The sequence below is a fragment of the Acidobacteriota bacterium genome (genome assembly GCA_012729555.1).
GTDB lineage: Bacteria > Acidobacteriota > UBA6911 > UBA6911 > UBA6911 > UBA6911.
Map to the genome: position 1 here is coordinate 1 of JAAYCX010000003.1, position 12221 is coordinate 12221.

At 60.4% G+C, this 12221-nt stretch carries 11 protein-coding genes; 5 read left to right on the forward strand and 6 right to left on the reverse strand.

Going from position 1 to position 12221, the window contains the following annotated elements:
- Window positions 1-191: 191 nt before the first annotated feature.
- Together GXY47_00270 and GXY47_00275 are read right to left on the reverse strand one after the other, a co-directional pair.
- The gene (locus GXY47_00270) at window positions 192-1487 is read right to left on the reverse strand and encodes a hypothetical protein (protein ID NLV29559.1); all 1296 of its coding nucleotides are present in this window, start codon (window positions 1485-1487) and stop codon (window positions 192-194) included.
- A 66-nt stretch (window positions 1488-1553) separates the two neighbouring features.
- On the reverse strand, window positions 1554-1943 hold the full coding sequence (locus tag GXY47_00275; GenBank protein ID NLV29560.1) for a hypothetical protein: 390 nt from the start codon (window positions 1941-1943) through the stop codon (window positions 1554-1556).
- A gap of 918 nt (window positions 1944-2861) precedes the next feature.
- Here GXY47_00275 and GXY47_00280 point away from each other — a divergent pair.
- The 4 genes from GXY47_00280 (at window position 2862) to GXY47_00295 (ending at window position 7547) form a co-directional block, all read left to right on the forward strand.
- The gene (locus GXY47_00280) at window positions 2862-3803 is read left to right on the forward strand and encodes a peptidase (protein NLV29561.1); all 942 of its coding nucleotides are present in this window, start codon (window positions 2862-2864) and stop codon (window positions 3801-3803) included.
- Window positions 3804-3882: 79 nt separating this feature from the next.
- Window positions 3883-4938 (forward strand): radical SAM protein, encoded by a 1056-nt coding sequence (locus tag GXY47_00285; protein ID NLV29562.1) that lies wholly within the window; start codon window positions 3883-3885, stop codon window positions 4936-4938.
- A 6-nt stretch (window positions 4939-4944) separates the two neighbouring features.
- Complete coding sequence (locus GXY47_00290; protein ID NLV29563.1) at window positions 4945-6888, forward strand: radical SAM protein; 1944 nt, start codon at window positions 4945-4947, stop codon at window positions 6886-6888.
- 164 nt (window positions 6889-7052) lie between these two features.
- Complete coding sequence (locus GXY47_00295) at window positions 7053-7547, forward strand: nuclear transport factor 2 family protein (GenBank protein NLV29564.1); 495 nt, start codon at window positions 7053-7055, stop codon at window positions 7545-7547.
- 6 nt (window positions 7548-7553) lie between these two features.
- Here GXY47_00295 and GXY47_00300 read toward each other — a convergent pair whose 3' ends face one another.
- Complete coding sequence (locus GXY47_00300) at window positions 7554-8876, reverse strand: family 43 glycosylhydrolase (GenBank protein NLV29565.1); 1323 nt, start codon at window positions 8874-8876, stop codon at window positions 7554-7556.
- 177 nt (window positions 8877-9053) lie between these two features.
- On the opposite strand from GXY47_00300, the gene GXY47_00305 reads away from it, so the two are divergent.
- Window positions 9054-9827 (forward strand): DUF169 domain-containing protein, encoded by a 774-nt coding sequence (locus GXY47_00305; GenBank protein ID NLV29566.1) that lies wholly within the window; start codon window positions 9054-9056, stop codon window positions 9825-9827.
- Between the two features lie 23 nt (window positions 9828-9850).
- Here the strand turns inward: GXY47_00305 and GXY47_00310 are convergent, their stop codons facing one another.
- The 3 genes from GXY47_00310 to GXY47_00320 form a co-directional block, all read right to left on the reverse strand.
- Window positions 9851-10702 carry a DUF169 domain-containing protein gene (locus GXY47_00310; protein ID NLV29567.1) on the reverse strand — a complete coding sequence of 284 codons (852 nt, stop codon included), beginning with the start codon at window positions 10700-10702 and terminating at the stop codon, window positions 9851-9853.
- A 66-nt stretch (window positions 10703-10768) separates the two neighbouring features.
- Entirely contained in the window at window positions 10769-11527 is a 759-nt protein-coding gene (locus GXY47_00315; GenBank protein ID NLV29568.1) for a 3-oxoacyl-ACP reductase FabG, read from the reverse strand.
- A 108-nt stretch (window positions 11528-11635) separates the two neighbouring features.
- Window positions 11636-12055, reverse strand: coding sequence for a hypothetical protein (locus tag GXY47_00320; protein NLV29569.1), 420 nt, complete (start codon window positions 12053-12055; stop codon window positions 11636-11638).
- Window positions 12056-12221: the final 166 nt, after the last annotated feature.

Genomic DNA, 12221 nt, shown 5'->3' on the forward strand with positions numbered 1-12221 from the left:
ACCGTCGCAAAAGCAGTCTCGACTGCCGCCTGCTCTGCTTCACCGGAAAGGCAAAAGCTCTATAGGGTTTAATGCCCATTACTTGACAGGTCGTTCCATATCAGGAGTGCGCCCTGCCGGGCGCACCAAAAAAAGTCGGCAGCGGGCCGTACAACCCGCTGCCGACTGAACGACTGACGATTAACGACTGCCTACCGCCACTTGTCGATGTCGATCGCCTGGCCGGGTCTCAGGCCGCCGGCCATCCAGTAGTTGTTGTTGGACGCCCCGGTGACGATGAGGTCGATGCCGCCCCCCATCATGCCAAAGCCGCCGCGGCCTCCGGGCTTCGCCGCCGGAGCCGCGGCCTTGGCCGCCGGGTCCGGCTGCGTGACGTACTTGTTCAGGGCTTCCACCGTGTCGAATCCGGCGTCCTTGACGAAATTGGCGATCGGCGGACTCAGGATGATGAAGGTCCCGAACAGACCGGGATTCTGCTGTTCATAGATGCCCTTGATGATCTTGGGATAGTCCATGAGCGACTGCCAGGCGTTGACCTTCCAGTTCGCCGCGGAAAGAACGCCCCATCCGCTCAGCAAGGTGACGACATTGTCGCCTCTCTTGTACTTGGGGGAGGCGCCGCCCGGGGCGTTGCCGAAACCGTAACCGCTGCCGGCCCGCGAGTTGGATCTCCTGACGGCGAACGGCTCGAAAGGAGAGGCCTCTTCATTTTCGGCAATGATGGTGGCGAGGGCGTTCTGCGCGTTGCCGACGGTGCCCATGTAGGTCGTGCCGATCTTTCCGCAGTTTCCGCCGTTTATGGAAATGAGGTTCCAGGCCCTTCCGATCGCGACATTCGCGTGGGCATAGGGTCCCACGGCGCCGACATCGTAGTTGAGCCCGATTTCGTCGCGGATTCTGCCGTTCACCACGGCGGCGGATGCGAAACCATTATCGGAGATATTGATGGATGTCTGGTTGCCCGATGCTATGGCCAGGATGAGCGGGAAATATTCCGGCTTGGCTCCCGCCATGACCGCATTGACGGCACAATCCTTGACCGTATAGGTCCAGGTATCGCCGGCGTCGGATCCGGGATTCATGCGGCCGACCACTTCATCGGGTGCGTGGCTGGTACCTTTCAGCATATCCTCGACCTTTTCTTCGGTCGGAAGAATGATCGGCATGAAATCGGTGTATCTCTTTTCCAGGTACAATTTCTGCAGCTCATCCGCCGTGCCGGTATACGTGGCCGGGCCCCTGTCTCTTCTGAGTTCCCCCGTTTTCTTCTCTTCGGCGGTCAGGGGTTTGGTAAGCATCTCCACCATCTCGGCCATGGCGGGCTTCCCCGTAACCGGGCTCTTCCCCTCGATGACCTGCTTTTTGATCTGTTCGTTCGTTTTTGCCCAGATCGGACCACGGATATAGTGAATCCGGACATTGGGCATGCCGGCCAGCATGGCCACTTCGGTTTCCTGTTCTTCAAACTCCGACAGGAGAACGGGCACCGCCGGTTTTTTCAGATCTGACTGAACTTCGATTGCGAGGCGAACCGCCCCGGGCGCGCAGACACTTCAATGCCCGAGGGCGAAGATCACCGCATCCGCCTTCTCCTGCAGTTCCTTCTTCAGTGCCGGCGTGAGGTTGCTCATGCCGGTTCTCTGGTCCACGATGGTGGTCTTGGGGTAGTTGGCCTGGAACCACTTCTTGTATTCTTCCATCAGGCGTTCCGTGTTGGGAAAACCCGTGTTGACCAGGTAGAGCGTTTTGCCGTCCAGCGTGGACAGCGGCTGGGCCATCTGCTTTGCCGTTATCGGCGGCGGTGTTCCCATCGGATTGAGCACGGTGATCTTCTCGGCGGTCGAGGCCGCCTTTTTCCCCTGTGCCTGAGTCAAAGCAGGCAGGCTGCAAAACAGGCCGATGCAGAGGGCCCCTATCGCAGCAATCATCAAATGCCGTTTCATTCCTGATCCTCCTTCAAAGAGAAATTAAATACCAAGCATGTAAACCCGAGAGATCGATCCCCGCCACTAAAGTCGCAGCTGGAGCTGGATGCCGACGCATCACCCTCGTTTTTTCTCCATCCCGATCGGGGAAATATTGAGGCCTAAGCTCCTGACAGCCCACGGTCGGATCTCGCAAAAATCATCGCAACTCCAACCATTTCAGCAGGATAGTCAGAATCAGCTGCCCTTTCCATCCTGAAGCCCGTATTCCCTTCCCCCTCCCCTCTTCCGGTGATCCCCATCATGCAGGCTGGGAATGCATCCTCTTGACCATGGGGGCATTTTAACCGAAGATCGGGCCGATCAACACGGATTTTTAACACACCGTCATAATATTGCTGGGCAGGTCGGCTGCCGGGGCGACGGGGGCGGCCCGGTCCTGCAAGGGACCGGGTCCCTCGCTCCGGGGCTTTCATCGTTGAGGTTCCCACCCATTTCCTCGGTCCGGCGGCCCCATTCTTCTTCCAAATCCCATGGCACCGCCCATGACGGTATCCGGCATGGAAGTTCTGGGTTGTGCTCCCTTCACGAGGTCGACGGGTCCCGGCGTGTCGTGTCTTCATGGGAATACGATCCAATTTTTGATGAATCCATGAAAACAAGTGAAGCCGCCATCTTGACAATGCAGGCATTCCAGCCGAAGATCGGGGAGACTAGCATCGATTTCCGACGCACGGGTGTTTATCGTGGAAGGCGGCGCCGCAGGCTGATTGAAAAAGACCCCTCTGATATCCCAGCCTGCACAAACGGAAAATCCCGCCGGTGAAAGCGGGGAGAGATTTGAATCCGAGGATGATGATAAAACGACAGGCGCTCTCCACGGTTTGGGAAAAAAGAGTCGCCCGCACCGCCGTCCTGTTCTCGGCGCTGTTTCTGATGGTATTCCTGCTGTTTTCGCTCGTCCTGGCGCGCACGGGTATCCCGCTGTGGGTTTTGATTCCGCTGTCGGCCCTGGCCGCGCTCCTGGTCCATGCGTTCCTCACTCGCAAGATCCGGCGTCGCAAAGCGATTCTGGCCCGGCCGTTCCCCCCCGAATGGGAAACGGTCCTGCAGAGCGAAGTCGTTTTCTTCCGGGCTCTCGAACCGGAGGACCGGCAGCGTTTCCGCCGCGAACTGCAGCTCTTTCTCGGCGAGAAGCGCATCACCGGAATCAAGCTCCGGCTGGATACCCGAACCCGGGTTCTGGTCGCGGCCAGCGCCATCATCCCGATCTTCGGGTTCCCCGAGTGGGAGTGGGACCAGATCAGCGAAGTCCTGGTCTATCCCGATCGGTTTGACGATGAGTACGCGTTCGACGGCGATCGGCGGCACACGCTCGGCATGGTCGGCACCGGCGCGATGAACCGGATGATGATCCTCTCCCGGCCCGACCTCCTGAACGGCTTCCGCGATTCCCGGGACAAGCGCAACGTGGGGTTCCACGAGTTCGCCCACCTGGTGGACAAATCGGACGGCTCCGTCGACGGAATTCCCTCCGTGGGGCTCCAGCGGGATGCGATCGGCCCGTGGATCGAGCTGGTGCGGCGCAAGATGAACGAGATCGAGAGAGGCAAATCGGACATCGATGCCTACGGGCTCACAAGCGAAGCCGAGTTCTTCGCCGTCGCCAGCGAATACTTCTTCGAGCGTCCGGGGATCCTGGAGCGCAAACACCCGGAATTGTACGCGATGCTGTCGCAGGTCTTCAACCAGAACCTGTCCGCGCGCGCAGCCGCCATGGCACGGGAGATGCAGCGGCGCCCCAGGCGCCTGGGGCGCAACTCGCCCTGTCCGTGCGGCAGCGGATTGAAGTACAAGAAGTGCTGCCTGGACCGCTGAAGCGGCCTCCCTGCCATCCATGCGGCACAGGACACCCCCGGACGGAGGCCCGACGGAGGGGTTTACAGGGGGAAAGGACATGGACACCTTTAGGCGGAACAGGCGCCTGATTTCCATACTGGAGAAGGGCCTGGCCGGTGAGCGGATCGACCGCCATGAAGCCCTGTTTCTCCTCGGCTTCCACGAAGCTTCCCTGGAAGCGGGCCTGGTTCGCACCGTCGCGCAGGCCGCCTCGCGGCGTCGTTTCCACAACGAGGCCTTGCTGATGGGACAGATCGGCGTCTCCACCGCACCGTGCCCCGGCAACTGCCGATTCTGCGCATTCGGCAAGCACCACACCCGGCTTCCCGAAACCAGGCTGACGCCGGAGGAGGTCGCCGCCAGGGCCCGCTCCTTCGCCGGCGGCAGGGACCTCTATGCCCTGTTCCTCATGACGATGCACGACTTCCGCTTCGATGATCTGCTGGAGACCATCGCCGCGGCCCGGCGCGCCGTCCCGGCGCACACACGTATCGTGGTCAACATCGGCGACTTCGATGCGTCCCAGGCCGGCGAACTCAAGGCAGCCGGGGTCAGCGGCGCGTATCACGTGCGCCGGCTGCGGGAAGGCACGGACACAGACCTCGATCCGGAGGCCCGTCTATCCACCTTCAGGGTCATTCGGGAGGCAGGCCTCGATTTCTACTGTTGCTGCGAGCCGATCGGGCCGGAGCACACGGGGGAGGAACTGGTCGAACAGATGTTCCTCGCCGTCGACTTCGGATGCTTTCAGCACGCGGCCATGCGGCGGGTCTACCTGCCGGGTTCACCGCTGGCCGACCGGGGGCAGATTACCGAACTGCGGCTGGCCCAGATCGTGGCCGTGATTGCCCTGGCCGCACTCGGCCGCACCGGGACGCAGAGCATCGCGGTTCACGAGCCCAACCTGATCGGCCTGGTATCCGGGGCGAACGCCGTCTACGCCGAGACGGGGGCCAACCCGCGCGACATGGCCGCCGACACAAGCGGCCACCGCGGCCGCGACATGGCGGCGTGCCGCACCATGCTGTATGAGGCGGGGTTCACGGCCCTGCGTCGCGGGGACGGCACGACGGCGCCCCTGACGCTCGAGTCGGTGACGGCCGCGATGCCCTGATCGTCCGTGACGGCAATGAAAAAAACAGTCAGCCTGGTGGATGTCAACTTCCAGCAGGGGCCCAAGAAATTCAACGCTCACTATCTACCCTACAGCGTCGGCATACTCTGGTCCTACGCCCATCAATTCCCCGAAATCGCCGACCATTACGACTTGGGCCAGATGCTCTGGCGACGGGATTCCATCGACGCGGCGGTTGAAAAATTGGAAACCGCCGATGTAGTCGGCTTCAGCTGCCATGTGTGGAACCGCAACTACAGTTACACTCTTGCCCGCAGGCTGAAAGAACTGCACCCGCACATCAAGATCCTGTTTGGCGGACCGGAACCCGCGATTGGGGAACCGGAATTTTTCAGGAAATGGCCCTTTATCGACATCATGGTCAAGCATGAGGGCGAGATTTCCTTCAAGCGCGTGCTGGAATCGTTTCTCACCGGTTCCGACCCGGGACGCATCCCAGGCCTTCTGGTCAACCGCCGGGGCCGATTGCTGGACACGGGCAACCCCCTGCGCATCGACGATCTCGACGATATCCCCAGTCCCTACCTCATGGGTTACTTCGACAGGATCCTGCAGGCAAACCCGGATGTCACCTGGAACACTACGCTGGAGACGAACCGGGGTTGCCCCTATCGCTGCACGTTTTGCGACTGGGGAAGCCTGACCCATAACAAGGTCAAGAAATTCGACCTCGAACGGGTTCTGGCTGAACTCGAATGGATCGGCCGCAACCGGTGCGGATTCCTCAATATCGCCGATGCCAACTTTGGCCTGTTTCCCGATCGCGACCAGGCCATCGCGCAAAGGCTGGTCGAAGTACAGGCCAGGTACGGTTACCCGAACAGTTATACCATCAGTTGGGCGAAGAATCAGAGGCCTGCAGTCATCGATATCGTGAAGACACTGATTTCGGGGGGAACCGGCAGGGTGGGATTGAATTTGAGCGTACAGAGCCTGAATGACGTCACACTGCGGGCCGTCAAACGCAGGAACCTCGCGATCAATGAAATCAGCGAGGTTTTCAGGATGTGTGAGCGGGAGGGCATTCCGCTCTACACCGAACTCATTCTCGGCTTGCCGGGGGAAACTTTGGACACGTGGAAGGAGAATTTCTGGAAATTGTTCAAGGCCGGCAATCACACCGGAATCACGGTATATCAGGCACAGTTGCTGGAAAATGCGGAGATGAACCTGACGCAGCGCGCGGAATATGGACTGGAGGCCGTCACGGTTTATGACTACCTCGATGGAGCCAACAACCTCGATGGATTGCGCGAAGGCGTCAAGGTCGTCGTGGCGACCTCCGCCATGCCCAGGGACATCATGCTGGAAGCCATGCTGTTTAGTTGGCTGATGAACACCTTCCACATAAGCGGCATCACAACCTTCCTGTGTCGTTTTCTATTCGACAGGTATGGCATCGAATACAGTACCTTCTATGAGCGCCTCCATGCGTACATCCAGCGCGATGCGTTCCTGGCCAGGGAACTCGCCGATACGCGTCACTATTTCAGTAAATGGATGCGCGAAGGGGAGATCCAGCATCCCAGGATTGCCGGAGTAGACATTTTCGGCGTCAATCTGATTCATCGCACCGTCATCAACATTCACGCCCGCGGACAAAGCGCGCACGTATTTGATGTCATCGAGGACTTTCTGCACGACGCCTTCGCCCCGATCGATCCCGGGCTGATCAAACAGCTGGTGACGTTCCAGCGCCATTACCTCGTGAATCACGCCGAGCTTTCAGGCTATCCCAGGGTCGTGGGCTTCGACTACGATTTCCTCGGCTATATGCGCGACGGGACCGCCCTGGAAAAACCGGCCGTTTATACCTTTGAATTTGCGGAAGACAAAAAGATGTCGTTGACCACATTCTGCGAGCAGATTTTCTTCGCCCGCCGCAAAAACTTTGGCAAGGCCACGGTGACGGGCGGACGCGTAGCCTGAAGGGCCGCCGGGACCGGACGCCTCCGCTCTTCCGCCGGGTGCCTGCGGTCGACTGCAAAGGCGCCGGCTTGACTGTGAGCGCCTTTTGGTCGAAGATCATGGCGATCGGCGCACATCATCGACTCACCGGTATTCAGTGCAGAAAACTTGACAAAGGAGCGGATATGGACAGATTGCGGCTTTTGGTTTTCCCGACGGCGGCACTCGCAGCCTTGATTCTTGCATCCTCATGCACGGCGGGAAAGGACCCGGCGCGCATCGAGGACCGCGTCGCGATCGAACAGTTGATGTGGGACTACATCCAGGCGCTCGACTCGGGGGACGCGGAGCGCTATGCGGCCCTGTTTACGCCCGAAGGGGAGTTCAAGGGAGTCAACATGAGCGTCAAGGGGCACGATGCGCTGAAGAACATGATAGCGGGGTCCGGGGAGGCCAGGGCAGCTGCGAACCAGGGCGACGCTCCCGCGGGACGCCTCTACCACGTCGTGACGAACCCCCACATCGAATTCATCGGCCAGGACCGCGCCCGCTTCCATGCCTACTGGATGGGAGCGTTGTCGGACAGGGGAGTCACCTCCGCGGGCCGTGAAGTCAACGACCTCGTGCGGGTCGACGGCCGCTGGCTTATCGATGTGCGCGACGTGGCCCCCAAGGACTGACCCGGATCATTCGAACCGGATCCAGTCGATCTCGACGTTCGTTCCTTCCTCGAGAAGGACAAACAGGTTGTGGACCCCGGCAGGGCTCCCGGAAACGGGAGCCCTGACCGCGCCCCAGTCCGCCCCCTTCGCCACATCCACCTCGGCGAGGAGCGGCCCGTCCTTCCCGTCCAGCCGGATTTCGACGCGCCCGCCGGTCAACGACAATGTCCTGGCCGTGACGCTGCGCACCTTCCCCGCCCCGAAGTCCACCCTGTCGTATTGCACCCATGCCTCCGGGGCCGCCAGGACCGCTTTCCACCCGTCCCGCTTCCGCTCGGGATTCACGAAGGCCACCGACGTCCCTGCCGGGCTGACGGCGCTGTACCTGTCGATCTGGATTTCCCTGAGGGCATCGGAAATCCCGACGCCCCGATGGGTCGGGATCACCTTCCGGATGGCGCCGTCCTCCTCGAAATAGAGAAAGTCCGCCCTCATGGACCGGTTCTTGTCGAATTCCGGGGACAGGTCCTGGTCGTGATAGAACAGGTACCACCGGCCCCGGTATTCCACGATGGAGTGGTGATTGGTCCAGCACCCGCTGGCGGACCGGTCCATGATCACCCCTTTCGGTTCGAAAGGCCCCATCGGGCTGCTCGCGGTCGCGTATTCCAGCCTCTCGGCGCCGTCCACCTCGTGAGGATAGGTCAGGTAATAGGTGCCGTTGCGTTCGAAAACGAAGGGCCCTTCCACGAGTCCATTGGTCGGCAGGTTTTCGATCCGCTGCACGGGGGAATCGAGCTCCACCATGTTGTCTTTCAGTCTGGCCACGAATATGGCGTTCATGGAATAGTACAGGTAGGCCGTGCCATCCTTGTCGATGAGCACGCAGGGGTCGATTCCGCGCGCCCCGTCGATGGCCTGCGGCTCCGGCTTGAAGGGGCCGAAAGGCCGGTCCGCCACGGCGACCCCGATCCGGCCCCCGGCGGGGAAATAGAAATAATATTTCCCGTTTTTGAAAACGCAGTCGGGGGCCCACATATCGAACGATTCGCGCCCCAGCCACGGAACGTCGGTCTGGGTCAGGATGACCCCGTGATCCTTCCAGTCCGTCAGGTTTTCGGAAGAGAACACGTGGTAGTCCTCCATGACGAACCAGTTGGCCCGCCCCCTCCCCGGGCTTGCCGGGATATCGTGGGAGGGATAGACATAGACGATGCCTTCGAACACCCGCGCGGTCGGATCGGCGGTGAACTGGTCCAGGACCAGCGGGTTCTGGGCGACGGCGCCGTTCGCCCCGAGAAGGGCGCACAGGGCGAGGATTCGGGCGCAGCATTTGAATGGTTTCATCCGGACCTCCCGTAGACTGTCTCGGGCGGTTGTCCGCCCTTTCCCATAGCAGACGGTGATGCGATCGTATACGATCGTCCGGGAAAATCAAATTGGAATCGACCGGTGACGATCGCGGCCCGATTCTGCTATATAATCCCGGTTATCCATTCATCGATGCACTCCAGGAGGTACGGGATGAGAGCGTTGTCACAGGATCTGTCGATCTACGAAAAATTCCATTTCGAGTACGCGCCGGTGGCCGTGAAATTCCTTCTTCCCAGACCGGATGAAGGGATCGGGCGGCTGGACCGGAGTCTGTCGCTGTGCGAAATGATCACGGAGGCCCGGGTACGCAACGAACCCTTCTACATCACGAAGGAGAACGAGTGCTGCGTCGGCAAGGTGGCCCTGGGGATGGTGGACCTGGAAGTCCCGGTGGAAGGGGGGCTGGTGGGTCCCAAATTCGGCATCTACCAGGAAGACCGCGCCAACAACGCCCTCTTCCGGCACGCGCCCATGTTCCGAAGAGGAGTGGTCCATTTTGTCCTCTTTTCCACCCTGGAGAAGCTGGGCTTCGAGCCGGACCTGCTGATCCTGAACACCGACGTGACACAGGCGGAAATCCTCATCAGGGCGATGAGTTATTCCACCGGGGACCCCGTGGAATCGAAGCTGACGCCCGCCCTCGGGTGCTCCTGGATCTTCGTGTATCCCTTCCTGACCGGCAAGACGAATTACATGATCACGGGAACGACCTTCGGCGCCAGGGCAAAGGAGGCTTTCAAGCCGGGACAGTTTCTCTTCTCCATCCCCTACCAGCAGTTGCCCCTCGTGACCCGCAACCTCGAGGAAATGGAGTGGTATCTCCCGGCTTACGCGGACGGCAGGGAGAAATTCCTGGCAAGGGACGAGAAGGCGTTCCAGGAGGCGGAAAAAACCTACCGGGACGCCCTGTCCCTCCTTGGGTGACGCTCTCCGGGAGGGACGCCCGCCTACTCCGTGATCCCCCACCGCTTGAACAGCAGGCGATAAAATTCGGGCTGCTCGAAATCGGCCTGCATGAGCCTGGTCAAATGGGTATGGCCGAGCTTGATCTCGTCGTAATGGCGCAGGCCTTCCGCCACGATTTTCACCTTGTCTTTCGTCAGCGAGAAAATGATCTTGTTTTCGTCGGTCAGGGCCCGCTCCTGCTCCCCCGGGTCGGGGAGGGTGATGCTATAGTCCTTCCCGCCCTCGAGGAGGGGCACGAGGGAATAGATGCAGGAGTCGATGGGATCGAATTCGGAGACTACGTGCACCCCTTCCTTGAATTTGACCGCCATCAGGATGTTGCGCAACTGGGCGTTGTTCGCATAGATGAAGACCGCGTCGGGCTCGAAGCCGGTCCGGCGCAGGGGCGCGGTGAGGCAGCCGATGTACTTTCCGGCCTCGAGGCAGGGGAACGTCATGTTCTTCGCCAGTTCCGGCTTCTCCAGAAAATGGCCGAGGAACTTGCTGCCGGTGCCGCCCAGCGCCTCGAGAATCTCCGGGTCCTCCCCGAGCTCCGGGTTGTATAATCCGCCCTTCCTGAAGAATTCCGGCTGCTCCACCAGCCCGTAACCGATCACGGGGGCGTAACACCAGTGGTCCTCTTTGAGCATGGCCACCGTTTCCCCGTCGCGGCGCGAGAGGGAAAAGGCCTGGCACTGGGCCAGGTGCTGACGGCGGTCTCTCTTGGGCCTGACGGCGTCCGCCGGGATCTCCCCCTCCGTCCGGATCATCTTCACCGCGATCGGAAAAGAATCCAGCCTCAGGAGATCCTCGATTTCCTTTCCGTAACTCCGGTATTCCTCTATGGTCGCCATTCTGGATTCTTCCCTTTTCGGGTGAAGGGATCCCCCCGTTCACGAGGCCCGGCCTGACGCCCGGCCCTAGACCGAGATAAACCCGCCGTCGACAAAAAAGGTCTGTCCCACGATAAAATCGGATTCGTCGGATGCCAGGAAAAGGGCGGTGGCGGCGATATCCCCCGGTTTGCCGATGACGCCCCTCGGCGTTTTCGCGATCCCGTTCCGGATGAAATCCTCCCCCTGCGTGGCCACGTCGTTCACCATCGGGGTGTCGATGATTCCGGGGCCTATCGCGTTCACGTTGATTCCCAGCGGGGCGAGATCGATCCCCAGCGAGGTGGTCAGGCTGATGATGCCGCCCTTGGAGGCGCAATACCCGCAGTCATCGTGGAGACCGATCCTGGCGCCCATCGACGCGATATTGATGATCTTCCCCTTTTTGCGTTCGATCATGGGCCCGACCGTATGCTTGATGCAGAGGAATGCGCCCTTGAGATTCGTGTCGAGCACCCGGTCCCAGTCCTCCTCGGTCATGTCGAGGATCGACTTCTTTACCAGGATCCCGGCATTGTTGACCAGGATGTCCACCGGGCCGAATTCCCGGACCGCTTTCCCGACCATCCTTTGGACCTGTCCGGAATCGGAGATGTCGGTCTCTACGAACAGGGCCTGGTAACCCGCCTTCCGGATCTCCTCTTCCGCGCTTTTCCCCGTGTCGGCCCTGATTTCGGCGATGACCACGCGTGCCCCTTCCCCGGCGAATCTATTCGCTATGGCACGCCCGATCCCCGAGCCGGCCCCGGTGACGATGGCCGTCCTGTTCTCCAGTTGCCGTTTCATGTTGTCTCTTTCCGGGACCCTTCGTTGAAGGATAGTCGGCGCGAGCCCGCCGGCGGCAGCCGTCGCTTGCTTTTCTGCCTCAAAAATTCCGTATGCTTCCCGAAGGGATCAACGTCCCCCGCCGGGCATTCCACCGCCGACGCTGCGCTTCAGCTTGAGTTCATCGCCCGAAAGCGTTCCCGTCCACGATATGGGCATTTCCTGGCCGCCAAACGAACGCATGTAGCTGAAGGCGATGGTGTTTCCTTCCAGCTTGCCGTCCTTGAACGCGATCGGTCCGGGGAACTGGGTGTTTTCAATGGTGCCCGACAGTTTCGACCCATCGACCTTGATGTCCAGCTTCACGTCGTTGCTGCCTTCCTTGGCGATCCACTTCCCGGCAACTCCCGTCGACGGCCCGCTGCCTGCCTCTCGTTTGGCGGTCAATTCGACATTGGCGCTCCCGCCACCGGGCTGGGCCAAAGCTTGCAAGGGGATGGTCAAAACCGCGACAGCCAACAGGGAAAAAAGCAACCTTCCGTTTTTCATAGCGACTCTACCCTCCGATATCCTGATTCTTTTACCTCTGTCGCATACACAACCATATTACGATCTACCATATACGCATGTTTTCCGTTTTACCAAGCAAATTCCTGCCGACAGAGGGCTTCCTGTGACTATGGCCACGCGCATACCAGGCATGGGCCTCGTCGGC

Coding starts and splice junctions, on each gene's coding strand:
- GXY47_00275 (NLV29560.1), bottom strand. CDS start 1,943: ATGAAACGGCATTTGATGATTGCTGCGATAGGGGCCCTCTGCATCGGC.
- GXY47_00280 (NLV29561.1), top strand. CDS start 2,862: ATGGTATTCCTGCTGTTTTCGCTCGTCCTGGCGCGCACGGGTATCCCG.
- GXY47_00285 (NLV29562.1), top strand. CDS start 3,883: ATGGACACCTTTAGGCGGAACAGGCGCCTGATTTCCATACTGGAGAAG.
- GXY47_00295 (NLV29564.1), top strand. CDS start 7,053: ATGGACAGATTGCGGCTTTTGGTTTTCCCGACGGCGGCACTCGCAGCC.
- GXY47_00300 (NLV29565.1), bottom strand. CDS start 8,876: ATGAAACCATTCAAATGCTGCGCCCGAATCCTCGCCCTGTGCGCCCTT.
- GXY47_00305 (NLV29566.1), top strand. CDS start 9,054: ATGAGAGCGTTGTCACAGGATCTGTCGATCTACGAAAAATTCCATTTC.
- GXY47_00310 (NLV29567.1), bottom strand. CDS start 10,702: ATGGCGACCATAGAGGAATACCGGAGTTACGGAAAGGAAATCGAGGAT.
- GXY47_00315 (NLV29568.1), bottom strand. CDS start 11,527: ATGAAACGGCAACTGGAGAACAGGACGGCCATCGTCACCGGGGCCGGC.
- GXY47_00320 (NLV29569.1), bottom strand. CDS start 12,055: ATGAAAAACGGAAGGTTGCTTTTTTCCCTGTTGGCTGTCGCGGTTTTG.